Origin of the sequence: Citrobacter sp. Cpo065 (genome assembly GCF_030332805.1) — a bacterium.
GTDB lineage: Bacteria > Pseudomonadota > Gammaproteobacteria > Enterobacterales > Enterobacteriaceae > Citrobacter > Citrobacter portucalensis.
Window position 1 is genome coordinate 267,682 of record NZ_JAOWHC010000020.1, and the last position, 20,588, is coordinate 288,269.

Annotated in this window: 19 protein-coding genes; 8 read left to right on the forward strand and 11 right to left on the reverse strand. The window is 54.6% G+C overall.

Going from position 1 to position 20,588, the window contains the following annotated elements; genetic code table 11:
- Positions 1-38 precede the first annotated feature (38 nt).
- A complete protein-coding gene (gene rsmJ / locus OGY68_RS04115; RefSeq protein WP_003827462.1) occupies positions 39-788 on the forward strand; it encodes a 16S rRNA (guanine(1516)-N(2))-methyltransferase RsmJ in 750 nt (249 codons plus the stop codon).
- 286 nt (positions 789-1,074) lie between these two features.
- Here rsmJ and OGY68_RS04120 read toward each other — a convergent pair whose 3' ends face one another.
- Positions 1,075-2,274 carry an NAD(P)/FAD-dependent oxidoreductase gene (locus tag OGY68_RS04120; RefSeq protein WP_057068419.1) on the reverse strand — a complete coding sequence of 400 codons (1,200 nt, stop codon included), beginning with the start codon at positions 2,272-2,274 and terminating at the stop codon, positions 1,075-1,077.
- A gap of 232 nt (positions 2,275-2,506) precedes the next feature.
- Here OGY68_RS04120 and OGY68_RS04125 point away from each other — a divergent pair, with 232 nt between their 5' ends.
- Positions 2,507-3,010: an RrF2 family transcriptional regulator gene (locus OGY68_RS04125; protein WP_003023361.1), complete on the forward strand. Its 504-nt coding sequence runs from the start codon at positions 2,507-2,509 to the stop codon at positions 3,008-3,010.
- Between the two features lie 87 nt (positions 3,011-3,097).
- Here OGY68_RS04125 and dtpB read toward each other — a convergent pair whose 3' ends face one another.
- Both dtpB and uspA read right to left on the reverse strand, forming a co-directional pair.
- On the reverse strand, positions 3,098-4,570 hold the full coding sequence (dtpB, locus tag OGY68_RS04130) for a dipeptide/tripeptide permease DtpB (protein ID WP_286616850.1): 1,473 nt from the start codon (positions 4,568-4,570) through the stop codon (positions 3,098-3,100).
- A gap of 281 nt (positions 4,571-4,851) precedes the next feature.
- Positions 4,852-5,289, reverse strand: coding sequence for a universal stress protein UspA (uspA, locus tag OGY68_RS04135; RefSeq protein ID WP_003023368.1), 438 nt, complete (start codon positions 5,287-5,289; stop codon positions 4,852-4,854).
- 393 nt (positions 5,290-5,682) lie between these two features.
- On the opposite strand from uspA, the gene uspB reads away from it, so the two are divergent.
- Positions 5,683-6,018, forward strand: coding sequence for a universal stress protein UspB (uspB, locus tag OGY68_RS04140; RefSeq protein WP_003023371.1), 336 nt, complete (start codon positions 5,683-5,685; stop codon positions 6,016-6,018).
- Positions 6,019-6,082: 64 nt separating this feature from the next.
- Here uspB and pitA read toward each other — a convergent pair whose 3' ends face one another.
- Positions 6,083-7,582, reverse strand: a complete 1,500-nt coding sequence (gene pitA, locus OGY68_RS04145) for an inorganic phosphate transporter PitA (RefSeq protein ID WP_003827471.1) — start codon at positions 7,580-7,582, stop codon at positions 6,083-6,085.
- Between the two features lie 229 nt (positions 7,583-7,811).
- Here pitA and OGY68_RS04150 point away from each other — a divergent pair, with 229 nt between their 5' ends.
- From OGY68_RS04150 to OGY68_RS04165, 4 genes are all read left to right on the forward strand, one after another.
- Positions 7,812-9,005 carry a BaiN/RdsA family NAD(P)/FAD-dependent oxidoreductase gene (locus OGY68_RS04150; RefSeq protein WP_057068424.1) on the forward strand — a complete coding sequence of 398 codons (1,194 nt, stop codon included), beginning with the start codon at positions 7,812-7,814 and terminating at the stop codon, positions 9,003-9,005.
- Positions 9,006-9,408: 403 nt separating this feature from the next.
- Entirely contained in the window at positions 9,409-10,476 is a 1,068-nt protein-coding gene (locus OGY68_RS04155) for an HlyD family secretion protein (protein ID WP_057068426.1), read from the forward strand.
- A complete protein-coding gene (gene rbbA, locus OGY68_RS04160) occupies positions 10,473-13,220 on the forward strand; it encodes a ribosome-associated ATPase/putative transporter RbbA (protein ID WP_057068428.1) in 2,748 nt (915 codons plus the stop codon). The genes OGY68_RS04155 and rbbA overlap by 4 nt, the downstream gene beginning before the upstream one ends.
- Positions 13,220-14,344 carry an ABC transporter permease gene (locus OGY68_RS04165; protein WP_020996068.1) on the forward strand — a complete coding sequence of 375 codons (1,125 nt, stop codon included), beginning with the start codon at positions 13,220-13,222 and terminating at the stop codon, positions 14,342-14,344. Before rbbA ends, OGY68_RS04165 begins: the two co-directional genes overlap by 1 nt.
- Before the next feature lie 104 nt (positions 14,345-14,448).
- Here OGY68_RS04165 and nikR read toward each other — a convergent pair whose 3' ends face one another.
- A complete protein-coding gene (gene nikR, locus OGY68_RS04170; protein ID WP_003827507.1) occupies positions 14,449-14,850 on the reverse strand; it encodes a nickel-responsive transcriptional regulator NikR in 402 nt (133 codons plus the stop codon).
- Between the two features lie 91 nt (positions 14,851-14,941).
- Positions 14,942-15,802 carry a LysR family transcriptional regulator gene (locus OGY68_RS04180; protein WP_003827509.1) on the reverse strand — a complete coding sequence of 287 codons (861 nt, stop codon included), beginning with the start codon at positions 15,800-15,802 and terminating at the stop codon, positions 14,942-14,944.
- A gap of 99 nt (positions 15,803-15,901) precedes the next feature.
- Here OGY68_RS04180 and OGY68_RS04185 point away from each other — a divergent pair, with 99 nt between their 5' ends.
- Complete coding sequence (locus OGY68_RS04185; protein ID WP_008786388.1) at positions 15,902-16,408, forward strand: phenolic acid decarboxylase; 507 nt, start codon at positions 15,902-15,904, stop codon at positions 16,406-16,408.
- On the opposite strand, the gene acpT is transcribed toward OGY68_RS04185, so the two are convergent.
- From acpT to OGY68_RS04210, 5 genes are read right to left on the reverse strand one after another with little or no spacing between them, the layout of a single operon-like run.
- Complete coding sequence (gene acpT / locus OGY68_RS04190) at positions 16,400-16,990, reverse strand: 4'-phosphopantetheinyl transferase AcpT (protein WP_003827514.1); 591 nt, start codon at positions 16,988-16,990, stop codon at positions 16,400-16,402. The two genes, OGY68_RS04185 and acpT, sit on opposite strands and share 9 nt — an antisense overlap.
- Position 16,991: 1 nt before the next feature.
- Positions 16,992-18,221 carry a beta-ketoacyl-ACP synthase gene (locus OGY68_RS04195; protein WP_003827516.1) on the reverse strand — a complete coding sequence of 410 codons (1,230 nt, stop codon included), beginning with the start codon at positions 18,219-18,221 and terminating at the stop codon, positions 16,992-16,994.
- Entirely contained in the window at positions 18,218-18,949 is a 732-nt protein-coding gene (locus OGY68_RS04200) for a 3-ketoacyl-ACP reductase FabG2 (protein ID WP_008786386.1), read from the reverse strand. The genes OGY68_RS04195 and OGY68_RS04200 overlap by 4 nt, the downstream gene beginning before the upstream one ends.
- Positions 18,946-19,422, reverse strand: a complete 477-nt coding sequence (locus OGY68_RS04205) for a hotdog family protein (protein WP_057067185.1) — start codon at positions 19,420-19,422, stop codon at positions 18,946-18,948. Before OGY68_RS04205 ends, OGY68_RS04200 begins: the two co-directional genes overlap by 4 nt.
- Complete coding sequence (locus tag OGY68_RS04210; RefSeq protein ID WP_020996069.1) at positions 19,419-20,588, reverse strand: beta-ketoacyl-[acyl-carrier-protein] synthase family protein; 1,170 nt, start codon at positions 20,586-20,588, stop codon at positions 19,419-19,421. Before OGY68_RS04210 ends, OGY68_RS04205 begins: the two co-directional genes overlap by 4 nt.

Sequence of the window (20,588 nt, forward strand, 5' to 3'; positions counted from 1 at the left end):
GTCTTGATGCAACTCGAATTATTTAGGGTAAAGCGGAATTGAAAATCTGCTTAGTAGATGAAACAGGCGCCGGAGACGGCGCCTTATCTGTTCTTGCCGCCCGCTGGGGACTGGAACACGATGAAGATAACCTGATGGCGCTGGTGATGACGCCGGAACATCTGGAACTGCGCAAACGTGATGAACCCAAACTCGGCGGTATCTTCGTGGATTTCGTGGGCGGTGCGATGGCCCATCGGCGCAAATTTGGCGGTGGACGCGGTGAAGCGGTGGCGAAGGCGGTTGGCATTAAAGGCGATTACCTGCCGGATGTGGTCGATGCAACCGCGGGGCTCGGGCGCGATGCGTTTGTACTGGCCTCGGTAGGCTGCCGCGTACGAATGCTGGAACGTAATCCGGTGGTTGCGGCACTGCTCGATGATGGCCTGGCGCGCGGCTATGCCGACCCGGAAATCGGTCCGTGGCTGCAGGAACGTTTACAGCTGATCCATGCGTCGAGTCTGACGGCGTTAACCGATATCACGCCGCGCCCGCAGGTGGTGTACCTCGATCCGATGTTTCCACATAAGCAGAAAAGCGCGCTGGTGAAAAAAGAGATGCGGGTGTTTCAGTCGCTGGTGGGGCCGGATTTAGATGCGGATGGGCTGCTGGAGCCTGCGCGTCAGTTGGCCACCAAACGTGTGGTGGTGAAGCGCCCAGACTACGCGCCGCCGCTGGCGGATGTCGCTACGCCGAATGCGGTTGTGACGAAAGGGCATCGGTTTGATATCTACGCTGGGACAGCATAGTTTGTAGATCTGTGCGCTGTGCTGCCTGATGCGCTGCGCTTATCAGGCCTACGGCAGCGTGTCTTTGTAGGCCGGATAAGGCGTTAGCCGCATCCGGCTTGGTGCGCTGAACTGCCTGATGCGCTACGCTTATCAGGCCTACGGCAGCGTGTCTTTGTAGGCCGGATAAGGCGTTAGCCGCATCCGGCTTGGTGCGCTGTGCTGCCTGATGTGCTGCGCTTATCAGGCCTACGGCAGCGTGTCTTTGTAGGCCGGATAAGGCGTTAGCCGCATCCGGCATAACCTATTAAACAAACGGTGCCAGCGGGTCGGCAATCTCAAATGCTACTGCTCGGTCTGCTTTCGGTGGGTAAATCAGCTCGCTGACAATCGACACCTTCAGCTTCTTCGCTTCTGCGCGCGTCAGTTTCACCTGCTGATCCCATCCTTCGCTATACACTGCGCCCCAGGCACCAAGATCCAGGCAGGTGACGTAGTTTTCCTGACGATATGGCAATGGCGCTACGTCCAACAGATCTGCCGCAGCGTTATTACCGGCAAATTTACCCAACAAAATAGCGTGCTGACAGGTCATTAACGCATGGTTGCCTTTGTCGTCGGTGGCGGCATAGGCCACATCGCCAGTGGCGTAGATATCATCGTGACCCACAACCTGCAGATTAGCATTCACATGCAGACGGCCCTGGCGATCGCGCGGGGCGTTAATCTGTGCTGTCAGGTTATTAGCCTGTACGCCGACGGTCCAGATAACCGTCTGAGAGGCAATCACCTGCCCATCTTTCAGCGTGACGCCGGAGGCATCCACGCACTCTACTTCCGCATTGACCAGCCACTCGACGCCTAGTTCAGCAGAGGCTTCGATAATCACGTCACGTAATTCCTGGCTCCAGCGTCCTCCTGGTTGAGCACCGCGTTCAACTACGACAACTCTGGTCTTAGCATCAGCGCCCAATATTTCGCGCAAACGACCCGGTAATTCCAGCGCCATCTCTATCCCGGTGAAACCACCACCACAGACCACCACGGTATTACGAGCCTCACTTTCCGGTTGTAATGCCAGCTTGTTAATGTGCTGCTCCAGTACGGCGGCGCTCTCGAGTTGGTCGAGGTCAAACGCGTGCTCGGCGGCACCGGCGACGGTATCGCGGTTTACGTGACTTCCGCTGGCGAGCACCAGGCGGTCATAGCGACGCAGATGAGTGTCACCGTTGGCATCTTTCCAGCTCACCTCTTTAGAGTCCGGGAGGATTTGCTCGACGTGACCTTGCAGGAAGTTGACGCCGGTAACGTCAAACAACGGTTGCAGTGGTGCGACCAGCGTATGAACGGCACTTTCATAAAAGCGTGGGCGGACACGCAGCTCCGGTTGTGGCGCAATTACTGTAATATCAATGGCCTGCTGATGTTTATCCGCCAGTCGTGCGGCGCTTAATGCTGCCCACATACCGGCAAAGCCGGCGCCCACGATCAGAATTTGTTTACGCATTGGGGTTTTCTCACTGGTGACTACGAATTATTTACTCGGATTTTATTTGTCGTAGTTATGAATTGCAATGCGATCGAGCTCCTTTTTGCCTTAAAGGGTGGTGTTTCTTGATTATCTGTTTGATAAATATGTGTTTAAATTTGTTTTGTGAAAAGGGGTCACTTTGCTGTCTGGAATGAATGAGATGAAAAAGCTACAATAAACTCAGATTCATTTTGGCTGAGATAAGAAAATGGCATTCTACAGTTCGGGAGTTGAGTACGGCATTCATAGCCTGATGTGTATGGTCGACAGTAAGGGCGACGCGCGGGATATGAGCGTGCGGGAAATAGCCGAACTGCAAAGCGTACCGTATGACTATCTGGCAAAAATTTTCACCCGTCTTTCCAAAGCGGGTCTGGTGCGCAGCATTGAAGGCAAAGGTGGCGGTTTCCAGTTAGCTAAACCCGCTGAACACATCACGGTGCTGGATGTGGTGAATGCTATTGATGGCGATAAGCGCATCTTTGAGTGTCGTGAAATTCGCCAGCGGCTGGCGGTATTTGAGGAGCATCCACCCGAGTGGGCCTGTGAAGGCATTTGTGGCGTGCGTTCGGTAATGGACATGGCTCAGCAGCGAATGGAAGAAGCGCTCGGCCAGCATACGATTCTGGACTTGGCGCGCAAAATGTACCGTAAAGCACCGGACACTTTTGTGGTGGAAGTGCAGGAGTGGATAGACGCGCGTAAAGGGTAGTGAGTGAAAATGCCCGATAGCGCAAGGCGACCGGGCATGTTGAATGTAGACCGGATAGGGGCAATAGCCGCCATCCGGCACTGAAGGTTATTGCTCGGTGCTCGGCGTATTAATCATACGGTTCAGCCATGGCACCATAATCGCCATCACGACCGTTACGGCCAGGGTGACAAGGCCAATCTTACTGAAGACGTTGGTATAGATAGGCAGCGTTTGCAGCGGGTCGGTGATGTTCTCTGGTACGGCGGTGAACGTAGCGACATAACCCCCCATCAGGAAGGCTGCGGCCTGCGTCAGGAACCACATCCCAAGAATGAAGCCCATCAGGTGTTGTGGCACGAGAGCGGCGACCATAGCCAGTCCCAGGGCGCTAATCAGCAGTTCACCCAGGCTCTGGAACAGATACACCAGCACGATAAACCACGGCGACGTCAGCCCTTGTGCATCGGCAAACCACATCCCGGCAGCGGCGGCCGTCAGGAAGCCCAATGAGCACAGGAACATACCGAGCGTAAATTTCATCGGCATGGTCAGGTCTTTGCCTTTGTTGCCCAGACGGGTATAGATTGCGGCCAGTACCGGACTCGCCAGTACCACCCAGAACGGGTTCAGCGCCTGGAAGCTCACCGGGTTGATGGCGAAACCAAGAATTTCATGGTGTACGTTATTGATCGCAAAGAAGTTTAGCGATGTCGGCATCTGCGCGTACAGCACGTAGAACACCACCGCTTCCAGCATCAGGATAAAGGCCACGAACATCTTGTTGCGCCCGGTTTTATCCAGTTTGAATGCCTGATGGAAGAAGATGATGGTCACGGCAATCGACAGGACGATCAGCACCAGGTTGGCAATCTGCACGTTGTGCATCAGCCAGGCGCAGATAAATACCATCACTACCGTACCGGCCAGCACGTACAGCAGGTTACGGAAATTCAGTGGCTTATGGTCTGGCTCAGAGCCGATATTTTTCACCATTCCGCGGCAGGCAAAGTAGACCAGCAGCGCGACGATTAGTCCGGCTCCGCACAGGTTGTAAGTCACAGCATAGCCAAACTTATCGGCAATCACCGGCGCCAGCGACAGTGACAGCAGCGAACCGATGTTAATCGACATATAAAACAGGGTGAAAGCACCGTCCAGACGGGCGTCTTTCGGGGGATAGCATTTTGACAGTAGGCTTGCCGGGTTGGCTTTAAATAGCCCGTTACCAACGGCAATGGTACCCAAAGCAATAAAGATTAGATCCGGCTTAAGCAGCGACATCCCGGTCATGAAGTAGCCGATTGCCAGCACAATGGCACCGAGTACCAGCGTGCGTTTGGTGCCTAACAGGTGGTCGCCGACGTAGCCGCCGATCGAGATCAGGCCGTAAACCAGTGCGGCAAAGGCACCAAAGGTGACAAATGCCTGTTCTTGTGAAAATCCGAGCTGCTTAACAAAAAATACCGCCAGGATGCCCTGTACGCCGTAATAGCCAAATCGTTCCCATAATTCCACAAAGAAGATCATGAAGAACGGACGAGGTTGCTGCAGCAAGCCCGTAGGTGCAGTTTTATTCATATTCCATCGCCTTTCAAAGCCATCCCGAAAAGTATGAACGCGTATGCTTAAACGCGCCGAAAAAGTCTTATTTTGTTATAGACTGCGGTTATTGGCCGCAAGGGTAGAGTATTATAGAGATAGTTTTCGATCCAATTAGTTGATCACACTAATTATGATTTGTTTGTTGGATTGATGTACTAATTGTGACCGAATGATAAAAACAAAAACGCCCGCGAAGGCGGGCGTTTACAGGCTTAACGACTTGCAGTGGGCCGGGTTAACTTCCGGCGGCAAGCATTTTATGCTTCTTCGTCGTCACGCAGCGGAACAATCAACATGTCGACGTGGACGGTGTTGATCAGTTGGCGCGCGGAGGACATCAGTTTGCTCCAGAAATCCTGGTGGTGACCACAGACGACCAGATCCATGTCGTATTTTTTGATGGCATCAACCAGAACCTGACCCAGGTCGCCGCTACCGCTCAGGGTTTCGGTGATAGGGTAGCCTGCATTGGTGGACAGCTCGGTTAACGCGTGATGGGTTTCTTCAGAAATGCGTTTCTGCATGTCGCCCAGATTCACGTCGATGAGCCCGGTGTACAGGTCGGAATAGTTTACGTCAACGTGGATAAGGGAGACTTTAGCATTGTAAGGTCGCGCCATAGAAACCGCTTTTTCAACCAGAACTTTGCTTTCCGGAGAAAGATCAACCGCGATAAGAATGTGTTTATAAGCCATAGTGTTACTCCTTCCATAAGTTGTCGATGACTAGCCTGCTGGCGTTATATGCCGCCGCGTCATCCGCGTCCTGCGAACCTTGTGCGCGGGGCTAGCCCAGTCGTAAAAAACGTACCATATAAGGACTATCCTTACATTATAGCGACCAGGATAATCCGTCAATCCGCCTTGCTTGCCAAATAGTTAAACAAATTTTTTAGTTAATTGCATTGATAGCGATTAACCTTATGGCAAAAAAATTAACTAATCTCCTACACTATCTAAAGAGGCGTTCGGATGCGTGATACTAACACGAACGGTTTCGGCTGCACTCTTCATTGAATGGTTTGGCAGGGTATCGGGGAGCGGTAGTCCCGGAAAGGAGTTCCGTGGGCGGGTCGCCGGGGAGGAGGTATGATAAGCACCATTGCATTATTCTGGGCTTTATGTGTCGTTTGCATTGTTAATATGGCGCGCTATTTTTCTTCGCTACGCGCACTGTTAGTGGTACTTCGTGGTTGCGATCCATTACTTTACCAGTATGTAGATGGAGGGGGCTTTTTTACCTCGCATGGGCAACCGAACAAGCAGATGCGTCTGGTGTGGTATATCTACGCTCAGCGTTACCGCGATCATCATGATGATGAATTTATTCGCCGCTGTGAGCGGGTTCGCGGTCAGTTCATTCTCACCAGCGCGCTATGCGGCCTGGTGCTAATCAGCATGGTTGCGCTGATTATCTGGCACTGATGCCAACAACAGATACAAAAAAAGCGGGTCAGCTTCCTGACCCGCTTTTTTACCGTGCATTCGCTTAGATAAGCTTCAGGGAGAGCCAGTACAGCACCCCGGAAAGAATAATCGCAGCTGGCAGGGTGAAGACCCAGGCCATCAGAATGCTGGTTACCGTTTTACGCTGCAATCCGCCGCCATCAACAACCATCGTCCCCGCAACGGAAGAAGAGAGAACGTGGGTGGTGGAAACGGGCATACCGGTGTAGCTGGCGAGACCGATAGAGACTGCGGCGGTCATCTGAGCCGACATCCCCTGGGCATAAGTCATGCCTTTCTTACCGATTTTCTCGCCGATGGTGGTGGCAACGCGACGCCAGCCAATCATCGTACCAATACCCAGCGCCAATGCGACGGCCATAATGATCCAGATAGGCGCGTACTCAATGGTGCTCAGCATGTCAGCTTTCAGTTTTTTCAGCAGACGCTGATCGTCAGCGCTTACGCCAGGCAGCTTAACCACTTTATCGGTGGTATCAGAGATGCACAGCATAATACGGCGCAGTTGACCACGCTGTTCGACGCTTAATTTGTCGTAGGTTTCCAGGTTCGCCAGCATACCTTTCGCACGTTCCAGCGCGTTGATGGTATTCGCCGGGTGGCAATGGAACTCTGTCGTCGTCGCGGGTGCCGCGTCCGTCGGGGACGGAATCAGCTGGTCTACGCCTGTGGCCTGTTTAAGCAGGTCAGGGCGCTGCTGGAAGAAGACTTCGACGTTATTGATTGCATCACGGGTACGGGTAATCTCGTAACCGGAAGCATTCATATTCACCACGAAGCCTGCAGGCGCTACGCCAATCAGCACCAGCATCACCAGACCAATGCCTTTCTGCCCGTCGTTAGCGCCATGAGAGAACGCTACGCCGATAGCGGAGAGGATCAGTGCGATACGGGTCCAGAACGGCGGCTTTTTCTTGCCATCTTTCTTTTCACGTTCTGCTGGCGTCAGGTGGATACGGGCACGTTTTTTTGTACCGCTCCAGTAACGACGCAGAATGAAAATAAGACCGCCTGCAACCACCAGACCAACAATTGGCGAGATGATAAGCGAAGCAAAAATACCGATAACTTTCGGAATGTTAAGTGCGTCCACCACCGAGGTACCGGTCATCAGTGCATTGGTTAAACCAATACCGATAATGGCGCCAATCAGCGTGTGGGAGCTGGATGCAGGTAAACCAAAGTACCAGGTACCCAGGTTCCAGATAATTGCCGCCAGCAGCATGGAGAACACCATGGCAAGGCCATGTGACGATCCCATATTAAGCAGCAGATCCGTTGGTAGCATATGCACGATGGCATACGCCACGCTGAGACCACCCAGCAAAACACCAAAGAAGTTGAACAACGCAGCCATGACCACCGCCAATTGCGAACGCATTGCACGGGTATAGATCACGGTTGCGACAGCATTGGCTGTGTCATGGAAGCCGTTAATTGCTTCGTAGAACAGCACAAAAGCCAGAGCAAGCAATAGTAAAAGCCCGGTATGTAAATCCAGGCCAGCAAACAAATGTAGCATAGGACGTTACGCCATTTTGAGGACATGAACGCGGCGCATTATCAGTGACTTTGGCGGCGCGGGCAAAGTGAAATATAGAGTTTTTTTGATTTGTCTCCTGCTTTGTTTTACACCACTAAAGAATTATCCTATATATTTCAGTTAAATACCCTTTATCGGTAGTTTGGTGCTGGTGCGACCACTGAGGAATCTTTACAATTCACACCCGCTTTTTAGAGAGGATCGCAACGTGGAAAGGTTTGATACCGTTATTATAGGCGCTGGCGCAGCGGGTATGTTTTGTGCCGCGCAGGCAGGACAAGCAGGTAGTCGAGTACTGCTTATTGATAATGGTAAAAAGCCAGGACGCAAGATTCTCATGTCTGGCGGGGGACGCTGCAACTTTACCAATCTTTATGTCGAACCGGCCGCCTATTTGAGCCAAAACCCCCATTTTTGCAAATCGGCACTGGCGCGTTACACGCAGTGGGATTTTATCGACCTGGTGGGCAAACACGGTATTGCCTGGCATGAAAAAACGCTGGGTCAGCTGTTCTGCGATGATTCCGCTCAGCAAATTGTCGATATGCTGGTAGACGAGTGTGAAAAAGGTAACGTAACTATGCGGTTACGGAGCGAAGTCCTGAGCGTGGTGCAGGATGATGAAGGTTTCACCCTCGAACTGAACGGCATGACGGTCGGCACGAAAAAACTGGTTATCGCTTCCGGTGGGCTTTCCATGCCGGGTTTGGGGGCAACGCCGTTTGGTTATAAAATTGCCGAACAGTTTGGTCTGAAGGTGTTGCCAACGCGCGCGGGACTGGTGCCCTTTACGTTGCATAAGCCACTGCTGGAGCAGCTTCAGGTGCTCTCTGGCGTGTCGGTCTCCTCCGTTATCACCGCCGAAGACGGCACCGTATTTCGCGAAAATCTGCTCTTTACACACCGAGGACTTTCGGGCCCAGCTGTTTTGCAGATTTCCAGTTTTTGGCAGCCAGGCGAATTTGTCAGCATTAATTTGTTGCCGGATGTTGACCTGGCGAGTTTCCTCGACGAACAACGTAGCGCACACCCTAACCAGAGCTTAAAGAACACCTTAGCAATGCTGTTGCCAAAGCGTCTGGTGGAATGCTTGCAACAGTTAGGGCAAATTCCTGACGTGTCTCTGAAGCAGCTTAACGTACGCGATCAGCAAACGCTGGTTGAAACGCTGACCGAGTGGCGGGTGCAGCCGAACGGTACGGAAGGGTATCGTACCGCTGAAGTCACGTTGGGCGGCGTCGATACCAACGAGCTGTCATCGCGCACGATGGAAGCCCGCAAAGTGCCAGGGCTCTACTTTATCGGCGAAGTGATGGACGTCACCGGCTGGTTGGGAGGCTATAACTTCCAGTGGGCATGGTCGAGTGCCTGGGCATGTGCGCAGGATTTGGTATCTGAATAAGCGAAGACGATACGTTGAGCGTGGACCCGCTGCGTTTTACATAAAGCTCACTTGTGAAATTTGCCCGGTAAATGGATTGCCGGGCACGGTTTTTTGCCTGCAACATACCTGCTACAACCGAATAGACATATTGAATCCAGGTGTTAGTATTCAATAGACAGCAGTAATGAGTATGCGTGTTTCATTTCCGGCCAGGAACGCTGATGATGACAACATTACTACCCGATATCACAGCATTTTCATCATTCACTTCCTTCGCGGCGCAGGTTGCTTACATGCCTGTCTGCTCTCTGGCCATTGTTTCTCATTCCTTCTTATCCCGGATGGAATCTCCCGCTGAATAGCTGTTCAGTGGGCTTTGTGACACGCATCGTTTGATAACAGGGATTACGGCGGGTCGAATATGGATAAGTTTAAACGTCATATGATGTGGTGGGTGGTGGGCATCCTGGTCGTGGTGGCCGCGATAGCATGGTGGATGCTTCGCCCTGCGGGAATACCGGAGGGGTTTGCAGCCAGCAACGGCAGAATTGAAGCCACTGAAGTGGATATTGCCACCAAAATTGCCGGGCGAATTGACACGATCCTCGTGTCGGAAGGGCAGTTTGTTCGTCAGGGCGAAGTGCTGGCGAAAATGGATACCCGCGTGCTGCAGGAGCAGCGGCTGGAAGCGGTAGCCCAAATCAAAGAGGCCGAAAGTGCGGTGGCGGCGGCGCGGGCGCTGTTAGAGCAGCGCCAAAGTGAAATGCGCGCCGCGCAGTCGGTGGTAAAACAGCGTGAGGCGGAACTGCAGTCGGTCTCTAAACGCCACGTCCGCTCCCGTTCGCTATCTCAGCGTGGGGCTGTGTCTGAGCAACAGCTGGATGACGACAGGGCTGCGGCAGAAAGCGCACGCGCTGCACTGGAATCCGCAAAGGCGCAGGTCTCTGCGGCAAAAGCCGCCATTGAAGCCGCTCGCACCAGTATCATTCAGGCGCAAACCCGCGTAGAAGCCGCGCAGGCTACCGAACGTCGTATTGCGGCTGATATTGATGACAGCGAGCTGAAAGCCCCGCGGGATGGTCGCGTACAGTACCGCGTAGCTGAACCTGGCGAGGTGCTTTCCGCGGGCGGTCGCGTGCTGAATATGGTCGATCTCAGCGATGTCTACATGACGTTCTTCTTGCCAACCGAACAGGCTGGTTTACTGAAGATTGGCGGAGAAGCGCGGCTGGTGCTGGATGCTGCGCCGGATCTGCGTATTCCGGCGACCATCAGCTTTGTGGCTAGCGTCGCGCAGTTCACGCCGAAAACGGTCGAAACCAGCGATGAACGGCTGAAACTGATGTTTCGCGTCAAAGCGCGTATCCCGCCAGAGCTGTTGCAGCAGCATCTGGAGTACGTGAAAACCGGTCTGCCGGGCATGGCGTGGGTGCGTGTTGATGAAAGTCGCGCCTGGCCTGACGACCTGGTGGTGAGGTTGCCGCAATGACGCATCTGGCGCTGGTTCCCGTTCCTCCCGTGGCGCACCTTGACGGCGTGAGTCAGCATTACGGGAAAACGGTAGCGCTGAACAATATCACGCTGGATATCCCTGCCCGCTGTATGGTGGGGTTGATTGGCCCGGATGGTGTCGGAAAATCGAGCCTGTTGTCGCTCATCTCCGGCGCGCGGGTCATTGAACACGGCAACGTGATGGTGCTGGGCGGCGATATGCGCGACCCAAAACATCGCCGGGATGTCTGCCCGCGCATTGCATGGATGCCGCAAGGGCTGGGGAAAAACCTGTATCACACGCTGTCGGTATATGAGAACGTCGATTTCTTTGCCCGCCTGTTTGGGCATGACAAAGCGGAGCGTGAGGCGCGGATTACCGAGCTGCTGAATAGCACCGGACTGGCACCGTTTCGCGACCGTCCTGCCGGGAAACTCTCGGGCGGGATGAAGCAAAAGCTGGGGCTGTGCTGCGCGTTAATCCACGACCCGGAACTGTTAATTCTCGATGAACCCACCACCGGGGTCGACCCGCTGTCCCGCGCCCAGTTCTGGGATCTGATTAACAGTATTCGTCAGCGGCAGACCAACATGAGCGTGCTGGTTGCGACCGCTTATATGGAAGAAGCCGAGCGCTTTGACTGGCTGGTGGCGATGAACGCCGGGGAGGTGTTAGCTACCGGGAGCGCGCAGCAGCTACGTGAGCAAACCAACAGCAACACGCTGGAGCAGGCGTTTATCGCGCTGTTACCTGAAGCCCAGCGCCAGGCGCATAAACCGGTAGTGATCCCGCCGTATCACGCTGAGCAGGAAGAGATTGCCATCGAGGCGAAAAACCTGACCATGCGCTTCGGTAAATTTGTGGCGGTGGACCACGTTAACTTCCGCATTCCGCGCGGGGAAATCTTCGGTTTTCTCGGCTCCAACGGCTGCGGTAAATCCACCACTATGAAAATGCTCACCGGACTGCTGCCCGCAAGCGAAGGCGAGGCGTGGCTGTTTGGGCAAGCGGTTGACCCGAAAAATATCGATACCCGCCGCCGGGTAGGCTATATGTCGCAGGCATTTTCGCTCTACAGCGAGCTGACTGTCCGGCAAAACCTCGAACTACATGCGCGGCTGTTCCATATCCCTGAAGCAGAAATCCCTGGGCGGGTGCAGGAGATGAGTGAGCGCTTTTCGCTGACCGATGTCGAAGATGCGCTGCCCGGTGCGCTGCCGTTGGGGATCCGTCAACGCCTGTCGCTGGCGGTGGCGGTGATCCATCGCCCGGAGATGCTCATTCTTGATGAACCGACCTCCGGGGTCGATCCGGTAGCGAGGGATATGTTCTGGCAACTGATGGTTGATCTGTCGCGCCAGGACAAAGTGACCATTTTTATCTCCACCCACTTTATGAACGAAGCGGAGCGCTGCGACCGCATGTCGCTGATGCACGCCGGAAAAGTACTGGCCAGCGGTACGCCGCAGGAACTGGTGAAACAGCGTGGAGCTGCCAGTCTGGAAGAGGCGTTTATCTCCTGGTTGCAGGAAGCGGCAGGCCCGGCGCCGGAAGCTCAGTTAGCGCCAGCCAATGTCCAGACAGTGCATGAAAACAGTAAGCCGCCGCGGCAAGGCTTTAGCCTGCGGCGCTTGTTCAGCTACAGCCGTCGTGAAGCGCTGGAGCTGCGACGTGACCCGGTACGTTCAACGCTGGCGCTGATGGGCACAGTGATCCTGATGCTTATCATGGGCTACGGCATCAGCATGGATGTGGAAAACCTGCGTTTTTCGGTGCTCGATCGCGACCAGACCGTCAGCAGCCAGGCGTGGACGCTGAATCTGGCGGGATCGCGCTATTTTATCGAGCAACCGCCGCTCACCAGTTATGACGAGCTGGACAAACGGATGCGCTCAGGCGAAGTTGCGGTAGCAATTGAAATTCCGCCAAATTTTGGCCGCGATATCGCGCGTGGAACGCCGGTGAAGATTGGCGTCTGGGTCGATGGCGCAATGCCAAGCCGCGCTGAAACGGTCAGGGGGTACGTGCAGGCGATGCACCAGACCTGGCTGCAGGATGTGATGGCGCGCCAGCCAAATGCCAGCGAGCAAAACGGGCTGATGACCATTGAAACTCGCTATCGTTACAACCCGGATGTGAAGAGTCTGCCGGCAATTGTTCCGGCGGTGATCCCACTGCTGTTGATGATGATCCCTTCCATGCTCAGCGCCCTCAGCGTGGTGCGTGAGAAAGAGCTGGGGTCGATTATCAATCTGTACGTTACGCCCACGACCCGCAGCGAGTTTTTACTCGGCAAACAGTTGCCGTACATCGTGCTGGGCATGCTGAACTTCCTGCTGTTGTGCGCGCTGTCGGTGTTTGTGTTCGGCGTTCCGCATAAGGGGAGCTTTGTGACCCTGACGCTGGCTGCGCTGCTGTACGTCACCATTGCCACCGGGCTGGGGCTGTTAATCTCCACGTTTATGAAAAGCCAGATCGCGGCCATTTTTGGTACGGCGATTATTACATTGATCCCGGCGACGCAGTTTTCCGGAATGATCGATCCAGTTGCCTCGCTGGAAGGGCCGGGCCGGTGGATTGGTGAAATTTATCCGACCAGCCATTTTCTGACCATCGCGCGCGGAACGTTCTCTAAAGCGTTGGATCTGACCGATCTCTGGCAGCTGTTTATTCCGCTGGTGGTAGCCATTCCGGTGGTGATTGGTCTGAACGTATTACTGCTGAAAAAACAGGAGGGGTGATGCGCCGATTACGCAATATTTATAACCTCGGCATCAAAGAGTTGCGCAGCCTGCTGGGTGACAAAGCGATGCTGACGCTGATCGTCTTCGCCTTCACGATTTCGGTTTATTCTTCCGCGACCGTCCTGCCGGGTTCGCTGCATCTGGCACCGATTGCTATTGCCGATATGGACCAGTCGCAGTTGTCGAATCGGATTGTGAACAGCTTTTATCGCCCGTGGTTTTTACCGCCGGAGATGATCACTGCCGATGAAATGGATGCCGGGCTGGATGCCGGGCGCTATACCTTCGCCGTAAACATTCCGCCTGATTTTCAGCGTGATGTGCTGGCCGGACGACAACCGGATATACAGGTTAACGTCGATGCCACGCGGATGAGCCAGGCGTTTACCGGCAACAGCTATATCCAGAATATCATCAGCGGCGAGGTGAACAGCTTTGTGGCGCGTTACCGCGATAACAATGAGCCGCCGGTGGCGTTGGAAATGCGCATGCGCTTTAACCCTAATCTGGAACCCGCCCGCTTTGGCGCGGTGATGGCGATTATCAACAACATCACTATGTTGGCGATTGTGCTGACCGGTTCGGCGTTGATCCGCGAACGCGAGCACGGGACCATTGAACATCTGCTGGTGATGCCGGTGACGCCGTTTGAGATCATGATGGCAAAAATCTGGTCGATGGGGCTGGTGGTGCTGGTGGTTTCCGGTCTGTCGCTGATGCTGATGGTAAAAGGCGTGCTCGGGGTGCCGATTGAAGGTTCGATACCGTTGTTTATGCTGGGCGTGGCGCTGAGCCTGTTCGCCACCACCTCGATCGGCATTTTTATGGGGACGCTGGCGCGCTCTATGCCGCAGCTGGGGCTGCTGATGATTCTGGTGCTGCTGCCGTTACAGATGCTCTCAGGTGGCTCCACACCGCGTGAAAGCATGCCGCAGGCGGTGCAGGACATTATGCTGACCATGCCGACTACCCATTTCGTCAGTCTCGCGCAGGCGATACTTTATCGCGGAGCCGGGTTTAGCATTGTCTGGCCGCAGTTTCTGACGCTACTGGCGATTGGTAGCGCGTTCTTCCTGATTGCACTGCTGCGTTTCAGAAAGACGATTGGCACGATGGCGTAATCATTATTGCCGGGGGCGCTTCGCTTGCCTGGCCTACAAACGATAACGGACGTAGGCCGGATAAGGCGTAGCCGCCATCCGGCATCCGGCAACGAAACAGGCAATTACTCTTCTTTCGGCAGGCACTGTAGATGGCCGTGGCGCACGCCGCGCTGGGAAATCACGTCATCGGCAAAATGCTGTACATCGCCCATGTCGCCTTTTAGCACGGCGATTTCCAGGCAGTCGTCATGGTTGATGTGCACGTGCAGCGTGGCGACCGATAAATCGTGGTGGTGGTGTTGAGTAGAAACAATGCGGCTGGCCAGATCACGCTTCTCATGCTCATAAACATACGAGAGCACCGCGAAGCCCTGAGTGCCGTGTTCAAGGGTAGTTTCCTGCGCCAGTGCGCCACGCAGAATATCGCGGATCGCTTCGGAACGGTTGTTGTAGCCACGGCGCTGACTCAGGCCGTCGAGCGTTTCCAGTAAATCGTCATCGAGGGTAATGGTGACTCGTTGCATCTGCAGTTAACCTTTCATGTGGCGCGTTGGCGCACAGGGGGTAAGGGGAATAGCGTATTTTGTAACACACGTCCGGCATCCGGGGAAAAGGTTAATGCTCTCGCAATAAACGCAGCAGGGTACTGACCTGTTCATCCAGCGGAGCGAGAGTATCTTTAACGATCAGATGCAAAGGCGTGGCGCGACGAGCACCATGGCTTAACGGCAGTGGGCGTAAAAGCCCCTGATCAAGCTGCGTCTGAATACGTTCCTCGGGCAGCCAGCCGTAACCGACCTGATACATCACCGCATCAATCGCGGCATCAATGGTCGAGAAGGTCCAGGCATCACGCGCCGGTTGTTGTGGGTTATCGCGATCGGCAATGCGAATCAGCGGCCAGGCGCGTAATGCGTCTTCATTCAGCGGCGCATCCAGCATGCAGAGTGGGTGATCGCGGTGGGCCACGGCCACGAAGTCAATATTCATCAGCCATTCGCCGCGTCCGGTGACATCCTGACGCCGGGTCAGGACCATTACGTCCGCATCGGCATGTGCTGCCAGTCGAGCATCACCATTCTCCAGGACTTCGGTCAGACGCACCTGCGTTTGCGGCCAGGCCTGCTGAAACTGTTTGAGAATGGCAAACAGGCGTTTGCGTGGGAAGATGCTATCTACCATCAAATCCAGCCGCGTTCGCGTACCGTTTTGTAACGTTGCGGCCCGGGTTTCCACCCATAAAAAAGCCTTCAGTAGCGGTTTGACCTGATTGAGCAATAGCTCTCCGGCCGGTGTCAGGACAGCCCTGCGCCCTTCCGGGGTCAGCAGCGTTACGCCAAGTCGCTCCTGTAACAGTGCCAGATTGTAGCTTACCGAAGACTGGCTACGGTTGGTCTCTTCCGCCGCTTTAGCGAAGCTGCCCAGCTCCACCACTTTCTCCAATAGGGCCCACTGCTCGAGGGTTGTTTTGTGCATAACTCATCTAATAATTGAATGAATTTGATGCAAACATAGCGTTATTCATCCAATTTTTGAAGCGTTAAGATCCTCGCATCAAGTAAGAGGAGAACGAATATGAGTGCGTTTGATAAACATGATTTAAGCGGATTTGTCGGCAAACATCTGGTCTATACCTACGATAATGGCTGGAATTACGAGATCTACGTGAAAAACGACACTACGCTGGACTACCGCATTCACAGCGGTATTGTGGGGAATCGTTGGGTGAAAGATCAGCGGGCCTATATTGTGCGGGTCGGGGAGAGCGTTTATAAAATTTCGTGGACCGAACCGACCGGGACCGACGTCAGTCTGATCGTAAACCTGGGTGACAAACTCTTTCACGGCACCATCTTTTTCCCTCGCTGGGTGATCAATAATCCGGAAAAAACGGTCTGCTTCCAGAATGACCATATTCCGCTGATGATGTCGTACCGCGATGCCGGCCCGGCGTATCCCACCGAGGTGATTGATGAGTTCGCGACCATCACTTTCGTACGTGACTGCGGCGCGAACAATGATGACGTTATTGCCTGTGCGGCGAGCGAGCTGCCGAAAAACTTCCCGGAAAATTTACGCTAAGGCTTCCAGTCGCTGCACGGCGTCTGCGGTCAGGGTAAACGGCGTGGGGGTGCACACCGCCAGGCTCAGGGTATCGAGCTGGCACTGGCTGACGGAGAGTGAGGAAGTTAACGCGGTACTGTCGACGCTGACGATTTGCCAGGCACTGCCGCCGCGCTGCTTCACGATCGCTTCTTTACGCGTCCAGATGCGCCAGAACGCCGCCAACTGTTGTTCCGGGCGTTCGGCCTCGACTTCGGCATGCTCACCAAGACTGAATACCGTATTTGCCAGCGTTTGCCAGTTATCGCGCGGGCGAACGACTTCTATATCGCAGCCGACTTCCCCTTCGTCGCTGAGCAGCAGGGCGATATCATCACCGCTGTGGCTGAGATTGAACCACAGCGGCGTGTCAGCAGAAAAGGCCGGTTTTCCTTGCTCGCCATAGACGATGTCTGGTAATGGCGAAAGGGCATGGGAAAGCAGCACGCGACCTGCCAGCCAGCGCGCACGGCGAGCACCTTGCGGCGCTTGCTCACTCAGTGCGGCAGGCAGTGCACCAGCGCTTAAAACAGAAACTTTCCCAAGAACGATCCGGTACATATCACGGCCAACGTTTAATGATGATAGAAGTATTTATGCCGCCAAACGCAAAGTTGTTGCTCTGCAAAAACTCGCAATCAATCTTGCGGGCTTCACCCATAATGTAATCCAGCGCGCCACAATTGGCATCTGGCTGACTCAAATTTAGCGTAGGCGCAAACCAGCCTTCACGCATCATTTGCAGACTCATCCAGGCCTCTAGTGCGCCACAAGCGCCAAGGGTATGTCCAAAATAGCTTTTAAGCGAGGATAGCGGAACATTATCACCATAAATTGCAGAGGTTGCCTGACTTTCTGCAACATCACCACGATCGGTTGCGGTTCCGTGCGCTGAAATATAGCCGATATCCCGGGCACTAATACCTGCCATATTCAGCGATTTTTCCATGCAAATCTGCATTGTTTCGCGCTGCGGCTGGGTGATATGGGCTGCATCGCAGTTAGTGGCAAAGCCAACGATTTCACCATAAATCGTTGCTCCGCGTGCTTTAGCGTGTTCCAGCTCTTCCAGCACTAGCGTACCTGCACCTTCTCCGATGACCAGACCATCGCGTTTTTCATCGAACGGGGATGGGGTGGTTTTCGGCTCGTCGTTGCGCTGGCTGGTTGCGAATAACGTATCAAACACGGCGGCTTCGGAAGGACACAGTTCTTCTGCGCCGCCGGCGACCATCACCGTTTGATAGCCGTGTCGAATGGCTTCCCATGCGTAACCAATTGCCTGGCTACCGGATGTGCAGGCGCTGGATGTCGGGATGACTCGCCCACGCAGACCGAAAAACAATCCGGTGTTAACGGCAGTGGTATGCGGCATCATTTGCACGTAGGTCGTGCCGGTGATGTTATTGGTGTGTTTCTCGGTCAGCATGGTCGCGAACTCGCTCACTGGACCGGTACTACCGGTTGATGAACCATAAGCGATCCCGGTTTCACCGTTAGTCAGTACCCGATCGCCAATCAGCCCGGCCTGCTCAAGCGCCAGCTCTGTTGCGCGGGTGGACATCAGCGATACGCGCCCCATGGCGCGAATTCGCTTGCGGGTATAGTGTTCCGGCAGAGTGAAGTCGTCGATCGGCGCTCCCAGCAGTGTGTGCAGTCCGTCATAAACCTGCCACTCCGGCATTTTGCGTACCGCATTTTCATATGCCAATAACCTGGCGGAGACAGCCTGCCAGTTTTCCCCAAAGGCGGTGACGCCGCCCATGCCTGTAATCACGACACGACGTGTCATAACATCCCTCCATTGATGGAAATCACCTGGCGAGTTACATAGCCCGCCACATCCGACATTAAATAACTGGCAAGCCCGGCCACTTCTTCAGCCTGACCTATTCGTTTCATGGGAATCATCGACATCGCCTCTTTCAATGCGGCTTCTTCCATCTCGATCATCCCGGTATCAATGAGTCCCGGTGCAATGCAGTTTACGGTAATTTTGCGTTTTGCCAGTTCGATAGCCAGCGCTTTGGTGGCACCAATAATTCCGGCTTTTGCCGCACTGTAATTGACCTGACCGCGGTTGCCCATCACGCCCGAAACCGAAGACAATGTGATGATACGGCCCCCCTGGCGTGCGCTGATCATCGGCATAATGCACGGATGAATGACGTTGTAAAAGCTGTCGAGGTTGGTATGGATCACCGAATCCCAGTCGTTATCACTGAGCGCAGGGAAAGCGGCATCCCGAGTGACTCCAGCGTTGCTGACAATACCGTACCATGCGCCGTTTGCCTCAATATCTTGCGACAGTATTTCACGGCACTGCTCGCGATTGGCAACGTCAAATGTCAACAGGCGCCCTGCGCCGCCAGCGGCGAGGATAGCATCCAGCGTTTCTTGTGCTCCTTGCACATCGCGATGATAGTGTACGCCGACCACAAAACCGTCCGCGGCCAGTTGTCTGGCGATGGCGCGACCGATACCTTTGCTGGCACCCGTAACTAAAACTGAACGGCTCATGTGGACGCTCCTTGTTGAAATAGCGTGTTAATTTCTTCTGATGTCGGCTGGAAGGTGTTGACTCGACCGGTTGCCAGCGTCTCGTTGTCTGCCTGGATGGCACATTCAAAGCTACCGAATCGTGCATCCTGCATCAGCAATTTGACATGGATGCTCAGCGTCTTCCCGGCAGGCAGAACACCTGTAGCACAGACTAACTCACGTGCGCCCAGTACCATGCCTAACGTAATACTCGCCTGACCTTGTTGCTGGCGGTGCCAGCCAGACCAGACGCCAATGGTCTGCGCCATCAGTTCCAGTGCGAACCAGCCAGGCAGATTGCCATCAGGGTCGAGAAAAGGGGCCAGTACGCTGTTTGCTGATACCGTCACGTGGCAGGTGGCGGTTTCGTCCGCCACACTGACGACCTCTTCAAGAAGCAGCATCGGCGCATCATGCGGTAAATAATCGCCCGGTGATAAATAGTGGCTCATGAGATTCTCCCGAGCAGGATGCTGGCATTATTGCCACCGAAGGCAAACGAATTAGACAAGATAACCGGGCGAGTCAGCGGCTGCGGCTGTTCAATGATGCCGCAGGGTGGCAATGTTTCATCGCGTGGCGACTGGCTAAAATCCTGCGGCGGCAGCGGCAGCTCGCGTTGCAGAATCAGCATACTGATCGCTGCTTCGGTGATCCCCGCAGCGCCCAGCGTGTGCCCGGTCAGGTGTTTGGTTGAACTGCACGGGACCGTTTCGCCAAATAGCGCGCTCACGACGTTGGACTCAATCTGATCGTTTAACGGTGTGGCGGTACCGTGCAGATTGATATAGCCCACATGTTCCGGCGTCATTCCTGCGTCGTTAAGCGCCTGGCCGATGGCGCGAATGGCACCTTCCCCCTGTGGATGGGGAGCCGAAATATGGTACGCGTCGCTGGATTCGCCGACGCCAAGGAGCGCGATAGGCTGTGGCTCGCGGGTTAATACCATCAATGCTGCGCCTTCGCCAATGGTGATCCCACAACGGTTGCGGCCAAACGGCTGACACAGCGTTGGGGAGAGTGATTCCAGACTGTGGAATCCGTTGATTGGCATTCGGCTTAGCGTATCCGCACCGCCGACAATGGCGATATCGACCAGACCAGATTCGATCAAACGACGTCCGCTCATGATAGCTCTTGCACTGGACGAGCAGGCGGTTGAGAGCGTAAAGGCCGGGCCATCCAGCGCCAGCCAGTGGCTAAGAAAACGCGACGGATCGCCCAGTTCCTGTTGCGGATAGCGCCAGTCAGTGCTCTCTTTGCCGTTGAGCATCAAATCTACGTGAACGTCACCCTCATCCAGGCCGGAGGTGCTGGTGCCGAGAACAACAGCAATACGATCGCGACCAAATCGGGCGATAGCGTCGTCCACCTGCGGCTGGATTTGCATCAGGGCTGCCAGCAATAGCTGGTTGTTGCGCGAACGATGAGCGCTAAAGTGCTGAGGAATAGCGGGCAGCTCACCGTCAACGCCTGCTAACACGGCGGATGGGTGTCCTTGCAGCCAGCCCGTGCGCGGGCGCATTCCCGGCGCTATGCCACGAGTGAGATTGGCTGCGATTTCATCAGTGTTATTGCCCAACGCATTAATCATGCCAACGGCAGAAATGTAGATCAT